General features: G+C 50.4%; 15 protein-coding genes. 5 read left to right on the top strand and 10 right to left on the bottom strand.

All coding sequences use genetic code 11. The features are described from left to right. Nucleotides 1-434: 434 nt before the first annotated feature. Nucleotides 435-557, top strand: coding sequence for a hypothetical protein (locus PY479_RS12830; protein WP_267459533.1), 123 nt, complete (start codon nucleotides 435-437; stop codon nucleotides 555-557). A gap of 101 nt (nucleotides 558-658) precedes the next feature. On the opposite strand, the gene PY479_RS12825 is transcribed toward PY479_RS12830, so the two are convergent. Together PY479_RS12825 and zntR are read right to left on the bottom strand one after the other, a co-directional pair. Beyond that, a complete protein-coding gene (locus PY479_RS12825) occupies nucleotides 659-1,930 on the bottom strand; it encodes an SO_0444 family Cu/Zn efflux transporter (protein ID WP_275484015.1) in 1,272 nt (423 codons plus the stop codon). Further along, nucleotides 1,924-2,400 (bottom strand): Zn(2+)-responsive transcriptional regulator, encoded by a 477-nt coding sequence (gene zntR, locus PY479_RS12820; RefSeq protein ID WP_275484014.1) that lies wholly within the window; start codon nucleotides 2,398-2,400, stop codon nucleotides 1,924-1,926. Before zntR ends, PY479_RS12825 begins: the two co-directional genes overlap by 7 nt. 303 nt (nucleotides 2,401-2,703) lie before the next feature. On the opposite strand from zntR, the gene purH reads away from it, so the two are divergent. Then, a complete protein-coding gene (purH, locus tag PY479_RS12815; RefSeq protein WP_275484013.1) occupies nucleotides 2,704-4,293 on the top strand; it encodes a bifunctional phosphoribosylaminoimidazolecarboxamide formyltransferase/IMP cyclohydrolase in 1,590 nt (529 codons plus the stop codon). Nucleotides 4,294-4,345: 52 nt separating this feature from the next. Continuing rightward, nucleotides 4,346-5,644: a phosphoribosylamine--glycine ligase gene (purD, locus tag PY479_RS12810; RefSeq protein ID WP_275484012.1), complete on the top strand. Its 1,299-nt coding sequence runs from the start codon at nucleotides 4,346-4,348 to the stop codon at nucleotides 5,642-5,644. A 54-nt stretch (nucleotides 5,645-5,698) separates the two neighbouring features. On the opposite strand, the gene PY479_RS12805 is transcribed toward purD, so the two are convergent. Together PY479_RS12805 and hemE are read right to left on the bottom strand one after the other, a co-directional pair. Further along, nucleotides 5,699-8,287 carry an EAL domain-containing protein gene (locus PY479_RS12805; RefSeq protein WP_275484011.1) on the bottom strand — a complete coding sequence of 863 codons (2,589 nt, stop codon included), beginning with the start codon at nucleotides 8,285-8,287 and terminating at the stop codon, nucleotides 5,699-5,701. A 236-nt stretch (nucleotides 8,288-8,523) separates the two neighbouring features. After that, nucleotides 8,524-9,588: a uroporphyrinogen decarboxylase gene (hemE, locus tag PY479_RS12800; RefSeq protein ID WP_212595181.1), complete on the bottom strand. Its 1,065-nt coding sequence runs from the start codon at nucleotides 9,586-9,588 to the stop codon at nucleotides 8,524-8,526. A 462-nt stretch (nucleotides 9,589-10,050) separates the two neighbouring features. On the opposite strand from hemE, the gene rsd reads away from it, so the two are divergent. Beyond that, nucleotides 10,051-10,536, top strand: a complete 486-nt coding sequence (gene rsd / locus PY479_RS12795) for a sigma D regulator (RefSeq protein WP_212595180.1) — start codon at nucleotides 10,051-10,053, stop codon at nucleotides 10,534-10,536. 60 nt (nucleotides 10,537-10,596) lie between these two features. On the opposite strand, the gene acnB is transcribed toward rsd, so the two are convergent. Beyond that, nucleotides 10,597-13,194: a bifunctional aconitate hydratase 2/2-methylisocitrate dehydratase gene (acnB, locus tag PY479_RS12790; RefSeq protein ID WP_275484010.1), complete on the bottom strand. Its 2,598-nt coding sequence runs from the start codon at nucleotides 13,192-13,194 to the stop codon at nucleotides 10,597-10,599. 341 nt (nucleotides 13,195-13,535) lie between these two features. Between acnB and hxpB the strand changes: the two genes are divergently transcribed. Further along, nucleotides 13,536-14,210 carry a hexitol phosphatase HxpB gene (hxpB, locus tag PY479_RS12785; protein WP_275484009.1) on the top strand — a complete coding sequence of 225 codons (675 nt, stop codon included), beginning with the start codon at nucleotides 13,536-13,538 and terminating at the stop codon, nucleotides 14,208-14,210. Nucleotides 14,211-14,280: 70 nt separating this feature from the next. On the opposite strand, the gene PY479_RS12780 is transcribed toward hxpB, so the two are convergent. The 5 genes from PY479_RS12780 to aceF form a co-directional block, all read right to left on the bottom strand. Further along, complete coding sequence (locus PY479_RS12780; protein ID WP_212595178.1) at nucleotides 14,281-16,344, bottom strand: M13-type metalloendopeptidase; 2,064 nt, start codon at nucleotides 16,342-16,344, stop codon at nucleotides 14,281-14,283. Nucleotides 16,345-16,457: 113 nt separating this feature from the next. Beyond that, nucleotides 16,458-18,680: a patatin-like phospholipase family protein gene (locus PY479_RS12775; RefSeq protein ID WP_275484008.1), complete on the bottom strand. Its 2,223-nt coding sequence runs from the start codon at nucleotides 18,678-18,680 to the stop codon at nucleotides 16,458-16,460. A gap of 82 nt (nucleotides 18,681-18,762) precedes the next feature. After that, nucleotides 18,763-23,208, bottom strand: coding sequence for an EAL domain-containing protein (locus PY479_RS12770; RefSeq protein WP_275484007.1), 4,446 nt, complete (start codon nucleotides 23,206-23,208; stop codon nucleotides 18,763-18,765). 164 nt (nucleotides 23,209-23,372) lie between these two features. Beyond that, complete coding sequence (gene lpdA / locus PY479_RS12765; protein WP_275484006.1) at nucleotides 23,373-24,803, bottom strand: dihydrolipoyl dehydrogenase; 1,431 nt, start codon at nucleotides 24,801-24,803, stop codon at nucleotides 23,373-23,375. A gap of 154 nt (nucleotides 24,804-24,957) precedes the next feature. Continuing rightward, nucleotides 24,958-26,955 (bottom strand): dihydrolipoyllysine-residue acetyltransferase, encoded by a 1,998-nt coding sequence (gene aceF, locus PY479_RS12760; protein WP_275484005.1) that lies wholly within the window; start codon nucleotides 26,953-26,955, stop codon nucleotides 24,958-24,960. Between the last annotated feature and the right edge of the window lie 12 nt (nucleotides 26,956-26,967).

Below are 26,967 nucleotides of genomic sequence, written 5' to 3'. Positions count from 1 at the left end.
GTAACTGCATCATACAGTTGTCACCAGTAGCCAATTCAAGGCATCAGGCATGTTTGGGGGTGTTTAACACTAGAGATAACGCTGGTTATTCTACCTTTGTCACATAGAATTTATTAGACCGTCGATAATTTACCCACTGTTGCATGAGTGCAACAATCGAGATAGTCAGCGGCACTAGAAAGCGCGTTTTAATTCGTTCTGATTATCACCAAAATCCACTTATTAAAAATTATTCTATTGGAAGATGCGCCACCCTGAAAGCAGCGGCGTAGAATGAAATTCACCGACAGATGACTGTCGGTGCAACTGGTTTCATCGATACCTAAAAACGCAGGTATCACCAGCTGTCAGGTGAGTCTTGAAATCGCCGGGATATACCGACAGGTTATATAAATCCCTACGGTTTCTCCTAAAGTAAATACGGAAGGAAAACCATGAGTAAAGAACACAACAGCAGCAAAGAACAGAAGAAAAAGCCCCAGCTGAGTATGAAGGAAAAAAGGGCAGCCAAAGCCGCTAAACGGCAGGCCAGAAATAATCCGGTAGATAACAGCTGATACTTCTGTCAATGAAACTGAAATTTTTGCAGCCGCTTGTCGGCAACAGGATCACGAAAGGCACTCAATGAGTGCCTTTCTCTTTATGGCGGCCAAGGTTATTAAGAGCAACAATCTCTGCGCAACCAACGCCGTGGCACTTTGTCGTAGAGAGCTTTAGCCATCAGCCCCGCCAGTAATAATGCAGAATAGCTGACCACCACCTGCGGTAATACCTCATGTTCGGCACCAATTTGTGGTGTCACCTCGAAGCCAAATGTCGCCACCAGATAATTCACCACAAAACCACTCAACAGCGCCACCCCCAGCACACCACCCAAGTACCCGTACAATGCCCGTTTACCCAGCTCTTTCGACACAATCCCAAGTGTTGCAATATTGGTGGCGGGGCCAGCCAACATAAATACCAATACCGCACCGGGGGAAATCCCTGCCAATAGCAGTCCGGCGGCGACAGGTGTCGAAGCCGTAGCACAGATGTACATAGGGATTGAAATCAACACCATTGCCAACATCGCCAGCACCCCATCACCCCAGCGAGCCAGAAAGTCTGCCGGGACATAGGTAGTCACTACCGCAGCAAAAAACAGTCCCACCAGCAGCCATAGTGCGGTATCTGCCACCAGATCTGTCGCCGCGTACTTGATGCCATGCCAAAGCTTACTCAGGAACGACATTTCTCGATTTTCCGAGGTTTCACCTCCGCAACAACTACTTTTACCGCTGCTGCAGCCACAACTGTCCTCGATTAAGGATTCATACTGCGGGGCTTTATCACTACAGCAACTGTCTGCCGCCTGCGCGGAACCACAGCAACTGCTCTCTTTGGCCGGTTTGACAGAGCAACCGCAAGACGAACTTGCAGTTGCAGTATTAGTGCAACAACTGCTCGGCTTCGATGCCGCCGATGTCACTGGTGAGAACATCCTCCCGGTTACTGGGGTAAATTTGGATACAGCATTGACCTTGTCGGCTTGAGCTTCATCGCGTCCCACCAGTAATCCAGCAACTATCGCGCTGACTACGGCGGCAATTGGGCGAACGACGGCCATAAAAGGCCCAAGGAGCACATAAGAAATCGTGACCGAATCAACTCCGGTTTCTGGCGTTGATACCAGAAACGAAGTCGTCGCCGCTTTTGATGCACCACTACGACGCAAAGCAACTGCAGCGGGAATTACGCCGCAGGAACACAGAGGTAATGGGGCACCGAATAACGCCGCTTTAATAGTACTACCGATACCATTTCCACCAAGCTGCTTGTGCATCCAAGTAGTTGGCACAAACATCTTTAACATACCGGCTAACAGCAACCCCAGTAATAACCATGGGGCAGATTCCATAAACAGCGCGATAAAATTATTCATCAACATTTGCAATCACCCTGTAGCGGTGCATGAATATGTATTGTTTCATCTGGTAACGCTTCAGCGCTGGATACATCACAAGACTCCAACGCCTTTAAAATTGAACAGTGTTCCGCGCTTTCCGGGCCACCACAGCAAGTGTCCGATAACAATTGCAGAGAACGACGAAAGCGATCGAGTTCCGCAATCCGTTGTTGCACCTGCGCGAGTTTGTCGTCCACCATGCCTTTAACATCACCACAAGCGCGGTTGGCCTTGTCCAGCTCGATAGATAACAGTTCTGAAATTTCACTCAGACTGAATCCCACCGCTTTGGCTCGCAGAATAAACTGTAAGCGTGCCGCATCATCGGTGCTGTATACGCGATAACCTGACGCTGTGCGCATGGAAGGCGTCAACAAGCCATGCTTTTCATAAAAGCGCAGCGTATCTGTATTCACTCCGCACATGTTTGCCAGCTCGCCAATGCGTAACATCTGCCCTCACCTATCTTGCCAGTTGAGTATAAACCTTAGAGCTATATCCAAGGTCAAGCTATTTTAACTGAAAATCACTCTCATTTGATAGTTAAGATGATGCGGCTTCGTTCGCCAGAGGCGTATGTGTTGTTCGGCATAAAAAACAACGCGATTGAGGGATTTGCGCTAGAATACCGCCTCCGGCAGCATCCCAGATGCTCAAGGCTGGAGGGACTTTGGCAAAGTTATAAATATATAACTATGATTTTTATAATTTTTCTAAAGTCCTTTGCAATATCTAAACGTGGAAACTGTACTCAAATGACTACTGCCAGACCTATACGTCGTGCGCTGCTCAGCGTCTCAGATAAAACCGGAATCCTTGAATTTGCCCAAGCCTTGCACGCGCAAGGAGTGGAGTTGCTCTCCACAGGTGGCACCGCCCGCCTGTTGGCAGACAACGGCGTACCGGTTATCGAAGTCTCAGACTACACCGGTCATCCGGAAATCATGGACGGCCGAGTAAAAACCCTGCATCCCAAAGTGCACGGTGGCATTTTGGGCCGCCGCGGTCTGGATGAACAAGTGATGCTGGACAACCATATCAGTCCGATCGATCTGGTAGTCGTCAACCTCTACCCCTTTGCCGCCACCGTAGCCAAACCGGGTTGCACACTGGAAGATGCGGTAGAAAACATCGATATCGGTGGACCGACGATGGTGCGTGCCGCCGCGAAAAACCACAAAGATGTCACTATTGTCGTCAATGCTGCGGATTATGACCGCGTGTTAGCCGAAATGGCTGCTAACCAGGGTTCAACCACATTGGCAACCCGCTTTGATCTGGCGATTGCCGCGTTTGAACATACCGCGGCTTATGACGGCATGATCGCTAACTATTTTGGCACTATGGTGCCAGCACATAGCAAAGACAACTGCGACGCTGATTCTAAATTCCCGCGTACCTTCAACACTCAGTTGGTGAAAAAGCAGGATCTGCGTTATGGCGAAAACAGCCATCAGAGCGCGGCATTTTACACTGACCTCAATATTGATGAAGCCTCAGTGGCCACTGCCGTACAACTGCAAGGCAAGGCGCTGTCTTACAACAATATCGCCGATACCGATGCAGCGCTGGAATGTGTGAAGGAATTTGCTGAACCCGCCTGTGTGATTGTTAAGCACGCGAACCCTTGCGGTGTCGCGCTGGGCAGTAACCTGCTAGACGCTTACAACCGGGCATTTAAAACCGATCCAACCTCAGCGTTCGGTGGCATTATCGCGTTTAACCGTGAACTGGATGGCAACACTGCTGCGGCAATCGTTGACCGTCAGTTTGTAGAAGTGATTATTGCGCCAGTGGTTAGTCCGGCCGCTCGAGAAGTCGTTGCCAAGAAAGCGAATGTGCGTTTGCTGGAATGCGGACAGTGGCAGCAACCGACTAAAGGTTACGACTACAAGCGCGTTAACGGTGGTTTGCTGGTGCAGGACCGCGATCAGGGCACCACGACTGAAGCTGACCTGAAAGTCGTGACTAAGCGTCAGCCGACCGCCAGTGAGCTGAAAGATTTACTGTTCTGCTGGAAAGTCGCCAAATTTGTGAAATCCAATGCTATCGTCTACGCCAAAGCGGGAATGACTATTGGCGTAGGTGCCGGCCAGATGAGCCGCGTGTACAGTGCCAAAATCGCGGGGATCAAGGCAGCGGATGAAGGCTTGGTCGTCGAAGGTTCAGTGATGGCATCCGACGCTTTCTTCCCATTCCGTGACGGTATTGATGCAGCAGCAGAGGCTGGCATCAGCTGTATCATTCAACCAGGCGGTTCCATCCGCGATGAAGAAGTGATTGCTGCGGCGGATGAACACGGGATGGCGATGGTCTTTACCGGAATGCGTCATTTCCACCATTGATGATTTGCCCGGGGAGCCAGGCTCCCCGCTGACAGCATTAAGGAATTAACAGATGAAAGTACTCGTGATTGGTAATGGTGGTCGTGAGCACGCCCTGGCTTGGAAAGCTGCACAATCTGCTGACGTAGAGCAGGTATTTGTCGCACCAGGCAATGCCGGCACGGCGCTGGAACCCAAGCTGCAAAATATTGCGATTGATGCGACAGACATTGACAAGCTGTTGGCATTTGCCAAAGCGGAACAGGTAGCACTGACCATCGTCGGCCCCGAAGCACCGTTAGTCCTTGGTGTCGTCGACGCTTTTCGTGCAGCTGGGCAAACCATTTTCGGCCCAACCAAGGCGGCCGCACAATTAGAAGGCTCCAAAGCATTTACTAAGGATTTTCTGGCTCGGCACCATATTCCCACTGCCGACTATCAGAATTTTACCGAAATCGCCCCAGCCAAAGCCTTTGCTGCCACGCTCGCCGCACGTACGGGCTTCCCAGTGGTCATTAAAGCCGACGGGCTGGCTGCCGGTAAAGGCGTAATCATCGCGCAGGATCAGGCCGAAGCCGATGCCGCCATTGATGATATGCTCGCTGGCAACAAATTTGGCGAAGCCGGTTCACGCGTCGTCATTGAAGAGTTTCTGAAAGGCGAAGAAGCCAGCTTTATCGTGATGGTCGATGGTCACAACATTCTGCCGATGGCCACCAGCCAGGATCATAAAGCGCGTGATAATGCGGATAATGGTCCAAATACCGGCGGTATGGGCGCCTATTCCCCCGCGCCAGTGGTCACGCCAGAGATCCATGACTGGGTCATCGCCAATGTCATCCGCCCAACGGTCGATGGGATGGCTGCGGAAGGGAATGTCTATACCGGTTTCCTGTATGCCGGACTGATGATTGCGGCGGATGGCACGTCGAAAGTGCTGGAATACAACTGCCGCTTTGGCGACCCTGAAACCCAACCAATTATGATGCGGTTAAAGTCTGATCTGGTAGCTTTGTGCCTGGCCGCCTGCCGCGGTGAACTGGATCAAGTGACCGCTGAATATGATGAACGCGCTGCCGTAGGTGTAGTGCTGGCTGCCGGGGGTTATCCAGACAGCTATCGTAAAGGGGACGTGATTGAAGGGCTAAGTCTCGGCAATAATGATGCGAAAGTGTTCCATGCTGGCACCAAAATGCAGGATGGTCACGTGGTAACCAATGGGGGTCGGGTGCTGTGTGCAACCGCGCTTGGACATTCCGTTACCGCAGCGCAACAAGCCGCTTATGCACTGGTGGATGAAATTCACTGGGATGATGTGTATTTCCGTACCGATATCGGTTATCGGGCCATCGCCCGTGAACAGCAGCGTTAAACCGCTCAGTTACATTGAAAACCGAAGCAAATGCTTCGGTTTTTTATGGCTGTTTCAGCGACTAACCGCAACGGCTGTCGGCTCTGCCAGCAGTTCTGTTACTAATCGTAACCCGGCGGTTGGCAAACTGTATTGCTGCAAAGGTATGGGGCGTCCGATCACATAGCCTTGTGCATAATTGACACCTATTTCACTCAGCTTGTCGATGATCGCCTGACTTTCGACAAATTCCGCGACTGTTTCGATACCCATAGTACTGCAGACATCATGTATCGATTTCACAATCGCGTAATCGCGGGCATTGACGGCCAATTGCCGCACAAAGCAGCCATCAATCTTCACATAATCGACCGGCAACTCACGCAAGTAGCCGTAGGAAGCGAAGCCACTGCCGAAATCATCTAATGCCAGCGAGAACCCCAATTTTCGCATCGCTTTTAGCATTTCCATCGCCCGTTGCCGATTCTGGATGGCGCTGGTTTCGGTAATTTCAAAGCAAATGCAGCTACTGGGAATAGCATACAGCGCCTGCATATCCGCAATGTAGCTCAACATACCATCGGCACCCAGACTGTTGGCCGATAAGTTAATCGACATGGTAATTTGCTGACATAACGTTCGGTGTGCAGCTAACCAGTCAAATGCCATCCGTATCACTTCTCGATCGACTTCCGGCATCAGCTTGAAGCGTTCTGCCGCGGCAATGAACTGTGCTGGTGGCAAAATACGGCCATGCTCACCTTTAATCCGCAGCAGAATTTCTAACCGCTGCCGACCGCTACCACCATTCAAATTGCGGATCGGCTGGAAATACAACAGCAACTCCCTAGCTTCGATAGCGCGAGTGATCCGTAGTGCCCACTGCGGAGCATTGCGCTCATACGCCAGCTCCTGATTACGCCCATCAAAAATGTGGATTTGATTGCTGCCCTTGCGTTTAGCCGCAATACAAGCAATGTCAGCATCTTTAAGGAGTTCACTGGCCTTTATCGGCTCGCCCTGGCAAAAGGCAATACCGACACTGATGCCTACTCGGTAATGAATGCCCTGGTGGTGGATCGTCTGCAGATGCACCTGATGCACAATCTGTTTCAGTAAGCGTGTCACTTCCACAGCACTGCGATCACGCAGCACGACGCCAAACTCATCTCCCCCCAGTCTGGCTAACAGATCCTGTTCATCCAGCTGTGACGCAATGGCCTTGGCAACCAGTGCCAACATCTGATCACCGGCATCGTGACCACAGTTGTCATTAATCAACTTGAATTGTTCAAGGTCGAGATAACAGATGGCTAATGAGCTGGCATGAGCGACAAATCCCGGTAATCGCTCTTCAAAAGCATTGCGATTGAGTAAAGCCGTAGTACCGTCGTAGTCGGCTTTCTTTTGCAATTGCAGCTTCAAACCTTCTTCATCGGTAATGTCTCTTAGCACGATCACCGAGCCAATAATTTCATCCTCTTCATCATGCAGATTGCTCAGGGCACGGTCCAGTATCCGCGGCTGCGATAACGCCAGACTCATTTTACGATGTTCCGCCTGACGACCGCCGGAGGACATAAACTGCTTAATTTCAGCATCAAGACTATTAGCGCTGTCGAACATCTCACCGAGCGTTGCCTTAAGTGCCTGCCGCCGATTGACGCCGAGTAACTTTTCCGCCTGCGGATTCAAGTAAACAATGCGCGCATGTCGGTCGGTAATTAACACAGCTTCAGCGATGGATTCCAGGGTAATTCGCGAGCGTTCTTTATGGCGACAGATCCGCAGCAGCAACTCATTAATCCTGTCTGCCAGGATACGGAATTCTGCACCGCCCTTACCACTGAGGCGTGCAGGAATACGCGTGTTAGGATCAATTTGTGCTAACTCGTCCATCAACCGTGAAAATGGCGTCAGCAATTTAGTCCGCAACCATAAATACCCTAATGCCACTATCAGTAAACCACATGGGAGTAATAACAACACGATGGGAATACTGCGCCATTGCATCTGTGCCACTAACTGTGGCTGTAGTTGTAATTCCAGCACCACCGGGACATTCCCCACTGACGGCAGCGCCAACCGCTGATAAAGACGATGAGGCGTTGCCTCTGGCAGAATACTAAAGGCTGACAATGGCCTAAGATGAATCACTTGGGTCTGTTCCAGTGCGGCAAGATAGGCGTCATTCAACCAACGACAAGCGATTAATACCTCTCCGTTGGGTAAGCGTATATATCCCAGCATCACTGGCTGATCATCCACCAGCAAAATACCGCTGCTTTCAGATGCCAGCCACGCAGGATTATTGAGCGTGGTGAATAATTGGTGAGTCTCGGGGAAACTGCCCCCCTGCAGCTTATGTAACTGCTGGTGCTGCTCGACAAACAGACTGATGTTATGACCCGCCAATAACGGCTGCCAAGCTCCCTGCACTTCCTTCTGCTGATACACGGGTGCATATAACGTCAGCAGCTGTTGCAGTTGCTCTAAATCTGCCGAGATCTGTTGCTGTATCCGAGCCAGCTCATGCTGCATCATCTGTTGTTGATGTTGTGCAATTCCCTGTTGAAACCACAAATTCAGACAATAGGTGACAACCAGCAGCGCCGGAATGCAAAAACCACCAATAAATAACCGAATACGATTGCCAATATACATAGTGGGAGTCTCGGCACATCTCTCATCAAGGCAGCCAAAAGGAGGCCGGCGCTGTCGATAATGGCAGCACTTACCGGCGGAAAGTCTGTGCATCTTGCCTGAAGCTTTTAGGCAATTTTTTGATTTAGCGCATTTTCGTCAATGGCTATTTTGCAGAAAACGTAAAAGTGTGACGGCTAATATACTGAAAACAATAAAGGCCCGATGTCGGGCCTTTATGCACATTGAGACGGTGACTATTTGTGATATTTACGAGACTGCTCGTGTACCGCTTTCACAAACGCTTCGGCGTGAGCAGGGTCAGCATGCTGGGAAATACCATGTCCCAAGTTAAACACATGACCATTGCCTTCGCCAAATCCAGCCAGAATAGTGGCCACTTCTTCTTCAATGCGCGGAATTGGCGCATACAACATCGACGGGTCCATATTGCCCTGCAACGCCACTTTGTCACCTACGCGGCGGCGAGCTTCAGCAATATCAATGGTCCAGTCCAGCCCCAGAGCATCACAACCAGTAGCTGCCATGGCTTCCAGCCACAGACCGCCACCTTTAGTGAACAGCGTTACTGGCACTCGACGACCTTCGGCTTCACGAGTCAGACCTGCAACAATCTTCTCCATATAACGCAGAGAGAATTCAAGATAGGCTGAATGAGACAGTGCGCCACCCCAGGAATCAAAAATCATCACGGCTTGCGCGCCGTTGGCAATCTGGGCATTCAGATACAAGGTCACCGCATCGGCCAGCTTGTCTAGCAACAGGTGCAGCGCCGCCGGTTCGGCATACATCATGCGCTTAACTTGTTCAAACGTTTTGCTAGAGCCGCCCTCAACCATGTAAGTCGCCAATGTCCAGGGTGAACCAGAGAAGCCGATCAGCGGCACTTCACCTTTCAGCTCACGGCGAATAGTGCTTACCGCTTTCATCACGTAACCCAGTTCCTGTTCTGGATCAGGCACTGGCAGTGCTTTGATGGCTGCCATGGTGTCGGCTTTACGCTCAAAACGAGGACCTTCACCGGCTTCAAAATACAGCCCCAGGCCCATGGCATCAGGCACGGTCAGAATATCGGAGAACAGAATTGCCGCGTCTAAATTGAAACGACGCAATGGTTGCAAAGTCACTTCACAAGCTAAATCAGCATTACGGCACAGTGCCATAAAATCCCCAGCCTGAGCACGTGTGGCACGGTATTCAGGTAAGTAACGTCCAGCCTGACGCATCATCCACACCGGAGTTACGTCAACAGGTTGTCTCAACAAGGCACGCAAATAACGATCGTTCTTCAATTCTGCCATTTGGCTGTTCCTACAGGTTAATTTAGGATTTTCTGGGGCGGTAGTTTAGCATTTGCCACAATAATGTAACCTCTCTAACAGTATTTCTGTGACCCTTAACATGGATATTTCCAGATCAGAAAAATGTGTCAATTATGCAGAATCGGCCACGGATCACGGACCGGGAATAAACCGAAATGAAAAAGGAAAGCACATCTCTTATGTGACTGAAAAAAGTTGCACCAGTTCCCCCCCTTTGGTATAAAAAGTCTGCGCTAGCAAGAACAATCAAGAAGCTCGTCACATCGAGCCCGTCATAATTTTCCTCGCCCAGCGGTAGTTTCTACCGCTGGGCTTTTTATTTTTCGAATGACATTGTCACCAGTCGATAGACTTTAGTCGCTTGTCGGATCTGTTTCAGTTGCCAAGCACCGCTGTAATCGCCTAAATTGAAAGTATTCTAGGCGGGGAAGGAGTGTCATTATGCTGACTGAACTCGAACTGGCAGAACAAAAATGGGGTGGCGCCAGCCGACTGATCGACCGTTGGCTGCACAATCGACGAGAATTACTGAGCCAGTATTTCAAGTTGGCGGGGATACCCTACGGTAAACGTGACAAAAAAAGCCTTCCTGAGGTGGCGCAGGTACATCTGTTCTGTGAACACCTCGTCGATTACATATCAGAATGTCATTTCCGCGTAATTAACCAAATCATGCACTCGTTTCCTGAGGGGCAAAAACTGACCGATCAGCTGTTGCCAAAACTTCTGGAAACCACCGAACTCCTGCTCGATTTTATCGACAAATACGCTGACGTTGAGAGCGACGATATGCTGTTTGAACTGGATGACGATTTAGCCGAGCTGGTGAATACTCTGGAAACTCGTCTGCAATTAGAGGATCGCTTGCTGCAGGTGCTTTACACCTATCGCGTCAAACGAGAAGAAGCGATGCAATCAGCCGTTTAGCAAGGCATGTTGTCGATGAAAAAGGCCAGCATTTGCTGGCCTTTTCTCTTAGCAATGAACTTACACTGCCGTCTGGAAAATCACTTTTCCGGCCTTTTCAGTGTAAGAGCCAATCTTGTCAAAGTTCAGGTAGCGATAAGTATCGGCTGCGGTTGCATCGATTTCCTTCGCATATTCCTGATACTCTGCTGGCGTTGGTAAACGGCCAATCAGTGCAGCGACTGCTGCCAGTTCGGCAGAAGCCAGATACACATTGGCACCGGTTCCCAGACGGTTCGGGAAGTTACGGGTAGAAGTTGATACCACCGTCGCCCCATCGGCGACGCGCGCCTGGTTACCCATACACAGCGAACAGCCAGGAATTTCGATACGCGCACCAGCACGACCGAAAATACCGTAATAGCCTTCTTCGGTCAGTTGGTCCTTATCCATCTTGGTTGGCGGTGCAATCCACAGACGGGTTGGCAAAGTTTTGGCAAACTTATCCAGCACTTTACCCGTAGCACGGAAGTGGCCGATGTTGGTCATACAAGAACCAACGAACACTTCGTCAATCTTGGTATTTGCCACTTCAGACAACAGCCGGGCATCATCTGGATCGTTTGGTGCGCACAGGATCGGTTCTTTAATCTGATCCAAGTCGATTTCAATGACTGCAGCATATTCAGCATCGGCATCGGCTTCCATCAGTTGTGGATTAGCCAACCACTCTTCCATACCCTTGATACGACGTTCCAGCGTGCGACGATCACCGTAGCCTTCTGCAATCATCCACTTCAGCATCACGATGTTAGAATTCAGGTATTCAATGATCGGGGCTTTATCAAGCTTGATGGTACAGCCAGCCGCACTGCGTTCAGCAGACGCATCTGACAGTTCAAAGGCTTGCTCAACCTTCAGATGTTGCAGACCTTCAATCTCCAGGATACGGCCAGAGAAGATGTTCTTCTTACCTTTCTTCTCAACCGTCAGTAAGCCCATTTCGATCGCTTTGTGCGGAATGGCATGCACCAGATCACGCAGAGTGATACCCGGCTGCATTTTGCCACTGAAACGTACCAGCACGGATTCTGGCATATCCAACGGCATTACCCCGGTAGCGGCAGCAAATGCCACCAGACCAGAACCCGCAGGGAAAGAGATCCCAATCGGGAAACGGGTATGCGAGTCACCACCAGTACCGACAGTATCTGGCAGCAGCATACGGTTCAGCCAAGAGTGGATAACACCATCGCCAGGACGCAGTGATACACCACCGCGATTCATGATGAAATCAGGCAGTGTGTGGTGAGTATTCACATCAACTGGTTTTGGATAAGCGGCAGTGTGACAGAAAGACTGCATCACCAAATCGGCACTGAAGCCCAAACAGGCCAGGTCTTTCAGTTCATCACGGGTCATCGGGCCAGTCGTGTCCTGAGACCCGACAGAGGTCATCTTCGGCTCGCAATACTGACCAGGGCGAATACCTGCGACGCCACAAGCTTTACCCACCATCTTCTGGGCGAGGGTGAAACCTTTGCTAGAGGCGGCCACTGCTGCAGGGCGAACAAAGACGTCAGACGCTGGCAGGCCCAGCGTTTCACGTGCCTTGTCTGTCAGACCACGGCCAATGATCAACGGAATACGGCCACCGGCGCGGACTTCATCCAGTAACACATCAGTTTTCAGCTCGAAAGTAGAGATCACTTCGTCTGAGTCATGACGCTTCACTACACCTTGATATGGGTAAACATCAATGATGTCGCCCATTTCCATGTTGCCAACATCCAGTTCAACCGGTAAAGCACCCGCATCTTCCATGGTGTTGAAGAAAATAGGCGCGATCTTGCCACCAAAACAGAAACCGCCAGCGCGCTTGTTAGGCACAAATGGAATATCGTCGCCCATCAACCACAATACTGAGTTAGTGGCTGATTTACGGGAAGAACCAGTACCCACCACATCCCCCACGTAAACCAGTGGGAAGCCTTTGGTTTTCAGTTCTTCAATTTTGCTGATGGGGCCAACCACACCGGATTGATCCGGCTCGATACCATCACGAGCGTTTTTCAGCATCGCCAGTGCATGCAATGGGATATCTGGACGTGACCAGGCATCAGGTGCAGGAGACAGGTCATCGGTGTTAGTCTCGCCGGGGACTTTAAACACTGTCAGGGTAATTTTGTCCGCCAGTTTCGGACGACTGAGGAACCATTCGGCATCAGCCCAGGATTCTACAACCTGCTTGGCGTAACTATTACCTGCCTGCATTTTTTCCACCACATCATGGTAGGCATCGAACATCAGCAGGGTATGAGACAACGCTTTAACCGCAAGAGGTGCCAGATTTTCGTCGTCAAGGAATTTCACCAACGGCTCAATGTTGTAACCGCCTTGCATCGAACCTAACAGTTCAACTGCGTGCTCGGCGCTAACAATAGGAGAGGTCACGGTGCCGCTGGCAACGGCATCAAGGAAGCCGGCTTTAACATAGGCAGCTTCATCAACGCCTGGGGGAATACGGTTTTCCAGCAGATCCAGGATAAATTGTTCTTCACCCGCTGGTGGATTTTTTAGTAGTTCAACCAGTTCGGCAACCTGATGGGCATCCAGCGGTTTTGGGACAACACCCTCGGCGGCACGCTCTGCAACGTGTTTACGATATGCTTCTAGCACGGCAACATTCCTCTTCGTTTAGCGCTCTTACGACTGCCCATTCGCGAGCGCGGGCAGTCCCACAGATTCAACCCTTATTTTCCGCGCAGAAGTATACTACAGCTTTGCAAAAGTATGAATCAGATCACACATGAACCACATAATGCGTGGGGGTAAATTTGTAGGCGCAGAATAAACTAAAGTTTGAAATTCAATAATGATATTAGACAATAGTTTGAAAATTAATCATTTAGATAAAATACAGCGAATTACAGTAGTGTGATATTGTCCTTACAATATTTTGCAGCGACAAACAAGCGCTTGTCAGCCAGTGCCAATTTTACACAATGACGGTATTAACGATGAAAAATACCCCGCTCAACGCAGTAATTTTCGATATGGATGGCGTACTGATCGATTCTGAGCCCGTATGGCAACAGGCGGAATTTGATATTCTTACGGCCAAAGGATTGCCCATCACCAAAGCAGAAATTGCGCAGACCACCGGTCTGCGGATAGACGAGGTGGCTGAATACTGGTATCAGCGTTTTCCTTCCGATGATTTTGATACCGCCATGGTGGCTGACTACATTATCGAGCAGGTCATCCGCTACATCCGCCAGGATGGCAAGGCCATGATCGGCGTTAACGAGGCGCTGCAAGCCTGCCGGACATACCAGTTGAAAGTTGGACTGGCAACCTCCTCATCCAGCAATATTATCGACGCGGTGCTGGAGCAGTTACAGATCCGTGAATATTTTGATGTCATTCAAAGTGCTGAATCACTGCCTTATGGCAAACCGCATCCTGAGGTCTATCTGCGTTGTGCATCAGCCCTTGGTATTGCGCCGGTCAGTTGCCTCGCTGTCGAAGACTCATTTAACGGACTGATTGCTGCTCGTGCCGCCAGAATGCAGACACTGGTGATTCCCGCGTCATCGCAACGGCATGATCCTCGTTGGACAGCCGCGCACCATCAAGCCGACAATTTGCGGCAACTTCCAGCCTTGTTAGCGCAGCTAATAGGCAAGGCATAACTTGAGCTCACACAAAACAAAAGCCAGACGATAGTGTCTGGCTTTTGGGTTCATGAGCAAAACAGTGGTATTACCAGATTTTCACTCGTTGATCTTCGGGTAAATACTCTTTATCGGTCGGTTTCAGATCAAACGCCTTATAGAAACCGTCGATGTTACGTGGCGTAGCCATCGCCCGATAGTGACTGGGAGAATGCGGGTCAGTCAACAAACGGCGCACCAGCTCTGCATCACGATAGTTACGGCGCCATACCTGCGACCAGCCAATGAAGAAGCGTTGATCGCCGGTCAGGCCATCCATAACCGGAGCCTCTTTACCATCAAGACTCAGATGATAAGAGCGCAAGGCGACCGTTAATCCACCCAGATCCCCGATGTTTTCACCTAGCGTCAAATCACCGTTCACATGTTTGCCCGGCAAAGGTTCAAAAGCACTGTATTGTGCCGCCAGGGCTTTACCACGCTTCTGGAACTCTGCACGATCTTTATCGGTCCACCAGTCACGCAGGTTGCCATCACCGTCATATTTGGCGCCTTGGTCGTCAAAACCATGACTGATTTCGTGACCAATCACTGCGCCAATGCCGCCATAGTTCACCGCATCATCCGCCTCCATGTTGAAGAACGGCGGTTGTAAAATTGCGGCCGGGAATACGATTTCATTACCCACTGGGCTGTAGTAAGCATTTACCGTCTGTGGCGTCATGTGCCACTCGGTGCGATCGACTGGCTTGCCAATTTTGTTGAGCATATCGTCGTACTCAAAGCTGGCGGCACGCTGATAGTTAGCCACCAGTTGCTTAGCACTGATCTGCAGTTTGCTATAGTCTTTCCATTTGTCCGGATAGCCAATCTTATAGGTAAACTTCGACAGTTTTTCCTGAGCCGCTTTCTTGGTCGCCGGGGTCATCCATTCCAGTTCGTTAATGCTGACTTCAAAGCCTTTGATCAGGTTTTTGATCATGCTTTCCATGCGCACTTTCGCTTCAGGTTTGAAGTTGCGGGCCACGTATTCTTTACCCACCAGCTCACCGATAACATTGTCAGCACCATCAACCGCCTGCTTCCAGCGCGGCTCCTGTTGCTCGATGCCCTGTAAGGTTTTCTGGTGGAAATCGAAATGCAGATCGGCAAACTGCTTGCTCAGTAACTCGGCATAGCTGTCAACCAAATGGAATGCTAAATAGTCCTTCCAGGCAGAGACTGGAAATTTCTCAAATTCAGCGCCAAATTTTTCGAAGTAAGAAGGCTGGCGCACGATGATGTCGTCGGTTTTACCCGCCAGGCCACTGCCCAATACAAACGCTGCGAAATCGAACTTACCCGTCAGCTTCTGGATCTGCGCCAAGGTCATTTTGTTGTATGACTTATTCGCGTCACGGGACTCCACGCGGGTCCACTGGTTTTTCGCAATCGCCAATTCAATGTTGGCCACATTCGCTACTGCGCTGTCAGCATTAGCATAACCCGCCGCCTTGAGCAGATTACGCACGTATTTGCGCATGGCATCGCGGTTAGCAATAAACTTGGCGTCATCTTTCAGGTAATAATCGCGGTCAGGCAGCGTCAGACCACTTTGGTAAAGATACACACCATATTGACTGGAATTTTTGGCATCATTGTTCACATAGAAACCGAAGGGAATGCTGCTGCCTGACGTCAGCAATTTGCCCATCAACCCGGCAACATCTGCATAGCTGGCAATCGCGGCGATGTCATGCAGTTGCGCTTTTAACGGGGTAATGCCCAGTTTTTCAACTGTCGCGGTGTCCATATAAGCGGTGTAAAAATCCCCGATTTTCTGTTCAGTACTGCCTTTGACTTTATTCGGTTTGGCAGCCGCTTCTTCAACGATCTGCTTCAGTGCCGCTTGGCTTTTTTCATAGAGAACGGTAAACGCCCCGTAATTGGATTTATCTGCCGGGATCTTGGTACGTTGTAGCCATTTACCGTTAACGCTGTAATACAGGTCGTCCTGAAAACGTACTTTTGGATCAAAATTCTCGGTTTCAATACCAGAGACTTTTTTCACTTCTGCCTGAGTCTGTGCCAGCGGTTGGGTTGGCTCACTGGCACACGATGCCAGACCAAGGCTCAAGGCAATCCCCACTGCCAAAGCGCTTATCTTATTCATTGAATTCCCGTTCTCCAGATTAAAAAGGGTGTAACAAGGATAGCAGCCTGACACCTTAGCATCGCCACTACCCGGCCAATAGCCGATTTTTGTAAGGATCTATGAAGCCTGGATCAGAAGTTTTTACCAATAAACAGGTACATGGTCTTTTGACCATCATCACTGAGGCCCATGCCCAATGCTGCCGGGCCCAATGGTGTATTGGTGCCCAGATACAGGCTGCCGGCATATATCAGATCATTGAGTTCCACATGTTCACCCACGCCCCAGACATTCCCCGCTTCAATACTGCTTCCGAGGTAAAGTGGATAATCCTTCATCCCCAGCACATCGCGCCCAAGATCATATTGATAAATAAAGGCGCCAAACAACTTCTGGGCACCCGCGAGCGAGTTTTTATGATAGCCGGAGAGATTAAGGAAGCCGCCAAGATCCGACACGTAGATGGAGAAGTTCTCATCGCCATCCTTATTGACTGAGGCATAGGAAGCCTTGCCCACAAACGAATGACTACCCACACTGACAACACCTTTCCAATCCGCCTGGATCTGCAACGAGCGGTCAGGCCCCGCCACTAAGCCGCCGTTATATTTTTCGTTCCGCAGGTAAACATTGACGGTGACACGGTTGCCGGTGGTTGGAAAACTGATGTTATCCAACGAATCATAAGCAAATTTGAAGTAGGTCCCGTAAGTCGTAAAGTCGATATCATCAACCGCGATGATGTTGGAAATTCGGCCGCTATCAACCGTCAGTCCCAGTTCCAGCAAGCCTTCAGGTAAATAGTTATAGCCAATACCGAGGTCGATCTGATGGGTACTGCGATCCAATTGATAATAAAGAATATTAGCATTGAAGATATCCCAGGATTTCTCTTCATACTGATAACGGGCCCGGCCATAAAACTGCTGGTTTGCATCCAGTGGCTGATAAAACTCTGTACCCAGCATCTTTTCAAAACCAAGCTTCGCTTCGTTACGCCACTCACCACCGTTTTCGGTTAAATCTTTCATGGTCAACGCAAAGTCCAACGTGACCGCCGAGTCCATCGAAAAATCATCTTCCCAGTTAAAACCAAACCGCAAATAGTTAGGCCCCCAGGATTTGGCCTTGGTGGTTACTGTCAGCACCCGACCTTGGTCTGTGTCTTCAAATTCGGCGCTGACTCGTTCAAACTTGTCGAGCGAATATAACCGGTTGATCGCATCATCCAACTGCGCCTTGGTAACCACATCCCCCACGTTAATCCCCAGCACTTGACTCAACAGCGAGTGGCTGACTTTGGCATCATTGTGGTAAACAATCTGGGTCACCGGCCGCTGCACATCCTCCAGCCAACTGCCAGCGATAGCCTTTTTATGTTTTTCATAAGCGGTATAGTCTGCGGCAGACAGTTCCAGTCGTCGCAATTCAGGTAACAATGCTTTCGCGGCAACTTCGCCCGCATGCAGCGCTTTGGGCATATCAGAAAAGTCTGTGGTACTCAGCGAATCAATATTGGGCCGGATTAAAATATCTCGTTCTGTCAGCAGTAATTTCTGCCGTTCAGTACTGGCCTGAGTCAGCATAGTGGATAACTGGTTCAGCACCGCCACCGCACCATTGAGCTGGTTCTTTTTGACCAGCTCCGAACCGATATCCACGGCAATAACAATGTCGGCCCCCATGGCTTTTACCACATCGACCGGCATATTGTTGGCGATGCCACCATCCACCAGAATTTTGCCGTTAATCACTGCGGGCTGCAGCGCGCCGGGGACGGTGGCAGAGGCTTGCATCGCCTGCACCAAACTGCCACTGCTGAGGATCACCGGACGGCTGGTTTCCAGATCAGTCGCCACCGCGCGAAAGGGGATCGCCAAATCATTAAAGCTGCTGTACTCCGGCACCAGACCGGTCGTATTGCGATATAACCGCGACATGCTCTGCCCCAGTAACACGCCGCTTGGGGCCTGCACCTCGCCATCGCGAATCCCCAGATTCAGTGGAATATTGTACTGATCACGCGTTTGCTTTTCCCGGTACGCCAGTTGTTCACGAGGGATCAGATCCGAATAACCGCTGGACCAGTTTTGCTTCATCATCAGCTTTTCAATGTCATCGGCGCTGTATCCCAACGCATACATTCCGCCCACATAAGCGCCGATACTGGTACCCGCGATATAATCCACCGGGATATGGTTAGCCTCTAACACTTTTAACACGCCAACGTGTGCGGCCCCTTTAGCGCCCCCACCACTGAGCACCAAACCAATTTTTGGACGGTCTGACGCCGCCGCAGCAAAAGCACAGCAAAGCGCAAACAGGGTGAGCAGACGGGGAAAAAATGATGACATGATGGCACGGATTCTGTTCAGCAAATGACCGGCATATCTTAACAGAGAAGCCCGGGTAAAAAGAATCTACAACACAGCGATATTATTGCACTGGTTGATATTGCAACAATTGCTGCTCCAACATCTCGAGCGGCGCCGGCTTGGCAAAATAGTACCCCTGAATCACATAACAACCACGGCTGAACACCTGTTCCAGTTGCTCTTTGGTTTCAACGCCCTCAGCAACGACGCTCAGCTTCAGGTTACGGGCCAGTTCGATAATACTGCTCACAATGGCCTGGTCCGCGGAATTAGTGGCAATGTCCAACAGGAAGGAGCGATCGATCTTCAACGCATTGACCTGGAAGTTACGCAGATAGGCCAACGAAGAGTAACCGGTACCAAAATCATCAATCGCGACTTCAATGTTATGTTTACGCAGACGCCGCAGATGCTGCTTTGCAATGTGCAGCTCTTTCATCAACACCCCTTCGGTAATCTCCAGCGTCAGACGATTCGCCGGCATGCCAGTTTGCTGCAAGGTGTCTAGCACAAACTCGATGAAATCGGGTTGCCGAAAATGTACCGCACTGACGTTGACTGAGATGCTGAAATTGAGATTGCTAAACTGCTGACATAAACGCGCGCCATCGAGACAAGCGCGGTGCATCACCCAACGATCAATATCAATGATCAGGCCGCAACTCTCCGCCACTTTAATGAAGATATCCGGCGGCACAAAGCCATCCTGAGGATGCCGCCAACGCAATAGTGCTTCTGCCCCGATACAGCGGTCATCCTGCAGCAGATCAAATTGCCCCTGATACCAGAGTTCAAATTCATCCTGCTCGATGGCTCGCCGTAAGTCGCCTTCTAAGCGCATGTGGTACAGCGCCTCAGCGTTACGTTCCCGGGAGTAGTACTGGAAATTACCGCGACCAGAATCTTTGGCGTGATACATGGCTTGATCGGCGTTTTTAATCAGGTTTTCGGGCTGCTCAGTATCATCGGGCCAGATACTGATACCGATACTGGTGGAAACAAAGAATTCGCGGCCAAATAACCTAAACGGTTGGGCAATTTGCGACAATAAGCGATCACACAGACGGTTGATTAAATCGACATCCCCAGAATTCACCAGAATGACAAATTCATCCCCCCCAAACCGGCACAGCAGTTGACCGTCATCCAGCACCGACTGTAAGCGGTTGGCGGCCTCCACCAGCAAGGCGTCACCCATGCTGTGGCCATAGTAATCATTTACTTGCTTGAAACGGTCCAAGTCGAGGAACAGCAGCGCTAACTTGCCGTTATCCTTACTGGCTCGCGTTATCGCCTGCTCCAAGCGCACCGCAAACAGACTGCGGTTAGGTAAGCCCGTCAGGACGTCATAATTCGCCAGCTTTCTAAGCTCGGCCTCTGACTGTTTTCGTTCGGTAATATCTGAAAAGACAATAACATAATGACGTAACTGCTGAAAATTGTCCTTCATCGCCGAGACATTCAGCCACACCGGGAAACTGCTGCGATTGCGGCTCATCAACTCGCGCTCGCCAGTCCAGGAACTGCGCCCCTCCAGCAATGGAGCCACATGCGCCGCTTTACCGTCGCCGGAACACATGACTTCCCCGACCTGTTTACCGGTCATCTCCTGACGGCTGATCCCTACCAACTCTTCTGCTGCGCGATTCGCCACCTCAATGAACTCGTTGGCATCCAGAATTAACACCCCTTCAGAAGTGTTTTCAAAGGCGCGCGCCAACAGGCTGACCTCGCTTTCCAGCCGTTTAGCGGTCGTCACTTCGCTATAAATACCGGCAATTTTTAATATGGCACCGGTTTCTGGATCCCAGTTCACCGGACGCCCGCGCACTTTTATCCAGCCCCAATGCCCATCGCTACGTTTATAGCGGTATTCCGCATCAAAGCTCGCCAAGTCACCATTCAGCACTTGCTGCCATTGCTGTTCCACGCGTGGACGATCATCCGGGTGCATCGGAAAACCACCAAACTTCACTGTCAGCTGGTCGTTATTCATACCTAGCACATCGCCATGATTATCCAGATAGAACTGATTATCTTGCCGGTACCATTCCCAAAGATCAGAATCACTGCCACGCAACGATTGCCGTAGACGATCATCACTCTCGGTTAACGCGTGGTTAATCTCACGGAAACGCAATACCTGCCGATGGCGGTAGACAATGATGCCTATCAATGCGGCTAACAGCGACAGCATCCACAACGCACGGAACCAGTTGCTTTCCCACCAGTGGATCCGCACTTCAAATGGGAATACCACCGGGGTTTTGTTCCAGACGCCATTGACCTGCCCCAACACCTCGAGGTTATAGGTGCCACCTTTCAGCCCCGCCAGGTTGATTTGAGACTGATTTTCTAACAGCACATAATTCGGTGTTTGATTGCTTCCCGGCTCAAGCAGACGATATTTAATGCTGGTGGCGGCATCCCCCAGATAATTGCTGTTGGATAACTGAAAACTGATGAGCTTAGCGTTTGGGGCTATCTGCATCCCCGGATGGGGCACAATACTGACCATAGTGCGATTTTCATAATAAACCGACACCGACTCCAACACGACACCGAGATCCGCAATACGGTTTTTCATGTGGGGGACATCCAGTAACATCACCCCTTCCGGAGTTCCAACATACAACCCTTTGGCCGCATCATAATAGATGGCACCTTCGTTGAGCTCCGGTGCGATCAAGCCATCGGTATATCCCAGAACCAACAACTCGCCGTTGTGCTTGTTCTGCCGGATGATTTTTTTCGGACAGCCCACTACTCTAAAATCTTTGGTATCTTTCAGGAAATACACACCATCACACTCGACCTGCCATTGGTCGGTCAGACTGTGGATCTCCGAGGTTTTAATATTTAATGCCTGCATACCGAGACTGCGCGTACCAAGCCAGAAGGTATCATCGCTCACCTGCAGTATCTGGTTGATAATTGATTTCTTTAACACGTCACTATTGACGCTTTCTATCCGATGAAAAACTTCAGTGCTATCGAAATATCCTAAGAATTTGTCACCACCCACCCACAAGCGATGTTGCCAGTCCCGATATAAACCAAAGACAATGAGGCGCTCTTGGTCAGTGTCTACGCCTGGGAGGTGGATACGTTCAATATCCCCCCCTTGTACCCAGTGATACAGTCCATAATTTGTCCCGAGCCACCAATTTTTGCCTTCATGCAGCACGTTATATACGCCTTTATGAGCAAGCACCCCCGCTGGTGCCTCAGCGGTAACCAGTCGCGTCCCTTTATGGGCAACTTTATCGAAGATATACAAGCCATTGGTCGTCGATAACAGCCAATGTGCTGCATCTATCGCATCGATACGATAGATGCTATCACTCGGGTCCATCCCTTCGATTCCGTAGCGGTCCGAGATTTTGCTGGTGAGATTGACCTGATATAACGCTCCGTTACTGCCAAGCCACAGCGAGCTATCATCGGCGGCGATGGACCACACCGTATCAATATTCAATTTATACGGGGGATCATTACTGATGCTGTCCAGCAAAAAATCGGGGGTCTCTGCCAGAATCGCTAACGGATTTCCGGTTCCGGCAACCCACACCAGTCCATGTTGATCAATTAACAGCGCATTCGGGCTGTCGATCCCAGCGCGTTGCTTCAGTTGATCTTTATAGGAAATAATCCGGTGTTCATTGGGGAAATATTTCAGCAGTCCACCACGGATAACGACCCACAGATTACCTTTTTCATCCTCAGCCACCATGCGGCACAAATATGGTATTTGCGGCACAATAGCAATCTTTAGTGTTTCGAGATCCAACTGGTATAAACCGTCACCGCCGGAAATCCATACGCGGTTTTGGCTGTCCTGATACAAGCTGTAAACACTGCCGGATGCACGTTTCCATGACAATGACGCTAACGCGTTGCCCTGCTGATCGTATAGCCACAGGTGCCGACTGTTACCCAACACTAAACGGCCATCACTCATTAACAACATGCGGTTCCAACTGCCATCTGTCATTTTCGGAAGACTAAACAGCTCGCGTAGTTGTTGAACATCTTTTGAAAGCCGCCAGACTTTGCCCTGCGCCGAGAGCAACAGCAGATCACCGTTTGGTAACGGCGCCGTAGCTCTTAGGGCACTACCATCAAAATCGGGAAAAAACGTTGGCGTGCCGAAACGGCGAAACGAATTGTTGTGAATGTTGTATAGGTAGGTATTACGTTCAGTCACCGTCAGCAGATATTGATGATCGACTTTAGCGACTAACAGAAAGTACTCTTCATCCAGACGGGAATTAGTTGCAGATTTATCAACGCGCCGTACCACGTTATTACTGACACGATACAAGCCCTGCTCGGTCGCTAGCCAAATAAACCCGTAGTCATCCGTGGTCATATCCTGAATGGCAGAATTTCCCATACCATCTCTGGCAGAAAATACGCGCTGCACTAACTCACCGGCAATAGCGCATGAGCTACCCAGTAGCAGGTAAATAACGCATACCACTATTGCAAATATCTGTCTGTTCATTCCTGACTACGACGGCCACATAGATAAAAATTAGGCCCTGACGGGGACGCTACCATATAAACACATTTTATTTACAAAATCAGCTGATACTTTTATCGCTGATACCTAATAAACAAAAGCCCGGCACGAATACCGGGCTTTACGTTAACAGATCAACTTAGCGATTACTTATTCTTTTTCGCCTTAGGATTAGGCAGGTCAGTAATAGAACCTTCGTAGATTTCCGCAGCCAGACCAATAGATTCATGCAGTGTTGGATGTGCATGGATAGTCAGCGCGATATCTTCTGCGTCACAACCCATTTCCACGGCCAACCCGATTTCGCCCAGCAGTTCACCGGCATTTACCCCAACCAGTGCACCACCAATGATACGGTGAGTATCTTTATCAAAAATCAGCTTGGTCATCCCTTCGCTAGCTTCTGACGCAATCGCACGACCGCTGGCAGCCCATGGGAATACTGCAGTTTCGTATGCAATACCCTGTTCTTTTGCCTGCTTTTCAGTCAGACCTACCCACGCCACTTCTGGATCGGTGTAGGCGATAGAGGGGATCACTTTCGGATCGAAGAAGTGTTTCAGACCAGAGATCACTTCTGCCGCCACATGGCCTTCATGCACGCCTTTGTGCGCCAGCATTGGCTGCCCGACGATGTCACCCACTGCGAAGATGTGTGGCACATTGGTACGCATCTGCTTATCAACATTGATAAAACCACGTTCATCGATCTTCACGCCAGCTTTGTCAGCATCAATCAGCTTACCGTTAGGGGTACGACCGATGGCCACCAGCACGGCATCATAGCGCACGGGTTCAGCAGGTGCAGACTTGCCTTCCATAGTGACATAAATGCCATCATCTTTGGCTTCGACAGCTGTCACTTTGGTTTCCAGCATCAGCTTGAATTTCTTACTGATCTGCTTGGTGAAGTTTTTCACAATATCTTTGTCAGCGGCAGGGATCACCTGATCGAACATTTCCACCACTTCGATATCGCTACCCAGAGCAGAGTACACAGTCCCCATTTCCAGACCGATAATCCCACCACCCATTACCAGCAGTTTGTTAGGCACTTCTTTCAATGCCAGTGCATCAGTAGAGTCCCAAATCCGAGGATCTTCATGAGGAATGAATGGCAATTGGATCGGACGGCTACCCGCAGCAATAATGGCGTTGTCAAAGTTAACCGTAGTCTTGCTACCATCTTCAGCAGTCACTTCAATGCTGTTAGGACCGGCAAATTTACCGAAACCGTTAACCACTTTCACTTTGCGCATCTTAGACATGCCGCCCAGACCACCGGTCAGCTGACTAATCACTTTTTCTTTAAATGCACGCAATTTATCGATATCGATCTGTGGTTCGCCGAAAGTGACACCGTTAGCTGCCATGTGTTTGGCTTCTTCAATCACTTTGGCAACATGCAGCAAGGCTTTGGAAGGGATACAACCCACATTCAGGCAAACACCGCCAAGAGTGCTGTAACGTTCAACAATCACTGTTTCCAGACCCAGATCCGCTGCACGGAAAGCGGCTGAATAGCCTGCGGGGCCGGCACCTAATACCACAACCTGTGTTTTGATTTCGTTACTCATTTTTTCCTCTGATTTGTTTCAGTCCGTCGGGACGGCCAGCCCAACCTTGGAGCCTTCAACCACTTTACCGTCATGAAAGTGGCTGCATTTTAACCTTTAGATGACCGTGGCCACAATAAAACGTAAGGCTGACCCAATTGGTCAGCCTTTGTGATTACATAATTAATGTCCGAATGTCAGACAGGTAGCTTGACAGCGTTACGCTGAAACGCGCGGCCAGCGCTCCGTCAATCACCCGGTGATCGTATGACAAAGATAACGGGCACATCAGCCGCGGAATGAACTCTTTACCATTCCACTTCGGCTTAAACTCAGACTTAGACACGCCGAGAATTGCGACATCCGGATAGTTAACGATTGGGGTAAATGCAGTACCACCAATACCACCTAGACTCGAGATAGTGAAACAGCTGCCCTGCATATCTGCCGCTTTCAGTTTGCCATCACGGGCTTTAGCAGAGATGTCCGCCAATTCCTGACTCAGTTCCACGATGCCTTTCTTATCCACGTCGCGGAATACCGGCACCACCAGACCATTAGGCGTATCGACTGCTACGCCAATGTGGTAGTACTTTTTCTGGATCAGGGATTCGCCATCCGGGCTCAGACTGGAGTTGAATGTCGGAAAATCCTTCAAGGCTTTCGCTACGGCTTTCATCATAAACACCAGCGGGGTGAACTTGATGTTCTGCTTTTTCTTGGCAGCCAGTTCGTTCTGCTGTTTACGGAAAGCTTCCAGCTCGGTGATATCAGCTTCGTCGAATTGGGTAACATGAGGGATTGTGACCCAGTTACGATGCAGATTCGGACCAGAGATTTTCTGAATACGCGTCAGCGGCACTTCGACCACTTCACCAAACTTACTGAAATCGACCTTAGGTGCATCAATCACTTGCAGACCATTACCGCCACCGACGGCTGTCGCAGCTGAGGCTTTGGGTCGTGACAGTTCATAGCGGACATAGGCCTGAACATCTTCTTTCTGGATGCGACCTTTGCGACCAGAACCTTTGACCAGGCTCAAGTCCACACCAAACTCACGCGCTAAACGGCGCACTGATGGCGAGGCAAACACAACGCCGGTGCTTGGCTGTACGCCAGCACTTGGATGATACGGTACGGGTGGGCGACTTGGTTGCGCTGCGGCCACTGGAGCTGCAGTTGGTGCTGGTGCAGCGGCTTCTGCCTGTGGGGCTGGGGCTGAAGCGGCAACGGCCACACCCTGCACTTCCACCTTGGCAATGATACTGCCTTCAGAAACTTTATCGCCGACCTTGACGATCAGCTCAGTCACCTTGCCTGCAACTGGTGCGGGTACTTCCATGGTCGCTTTATCGCTTTCAAGGGTAATCAGCCCCTGGTCTACGCTGACGATATCGCCAACAGCGACCAGCAATTCTATGACATCAACATCGGTAGAACCGCCGATATCGGGTACTTTAATTTCCTGTATGGAAGCAACGGCAGGAGCGGCTGCCACTGGTGCAGCTTCTGGAGCAACAGGTGCGGCAACAGGCGCAGGTTCTGCAGCGACTGGCGCTGGGGCAGCAGCGGCGCCGCCAGCAACTTCCAATAACAGGATCAAGGAACCTTCAGAAACCTTGTCACCGACTTTGATTTTGAGTGATTTCACCACACCCGCCTGCGGTGCCGGTACGTCCATTGTGGCTTTGTCAGTTTCCAGTGTGATCAGACCGGCATCGGCTTCGATGCTATCGCCTTCTTTCACCAGCACTTCAATCACGTCGACATCTTTAGCATCGCCAATATCAGGTACGGTTACTTCAATCACCTGACTCGCCGCCGCAACGACTGGGGCGGTAGCAACAGCTGCTGCCGCTTTAGGCGCTTCGGCTTTAACCGGCTCAACTTTCGGAGCTTCTGCTTTTGCCGCTTGTGGTGCCGTAGCAGCACCTTCAGCCGCCAACAACGCAATCAAGGTACCTTCAGAGACTTTATCGCCCACCGCTACTTTCAGCGCTTGCAGTACCCCGGCAAATGGTGCCGGGATATCCATCGTCGCTTTATCACTTTCAACGGTAATGATGGCGTCTTCAGCAGCCAGGCTATCGCCTACGCTGGCACAGATCTCAATCACCTGCACCTCGTCACCGCCGATATCGGGCACCAGTACTTCTTTTAAATCTGCCATTCTGTTTCCCTC

It is taken from the genome of Shewanella sp. A32 (assembly GCF_029167175.1).
GTDB classification, from domain to species: domain Bacteria; phylum Pseudomonadota; class Gammaproteobacteria; order Enterobacterales; family Shewanellaceae; genus Shewanella; species Shewanella yunxiaonensis.
Note: the sequence above shows the minus strand (reverse complement) of the source record. Positions and strands in the feature narration are given on the sequence as shown.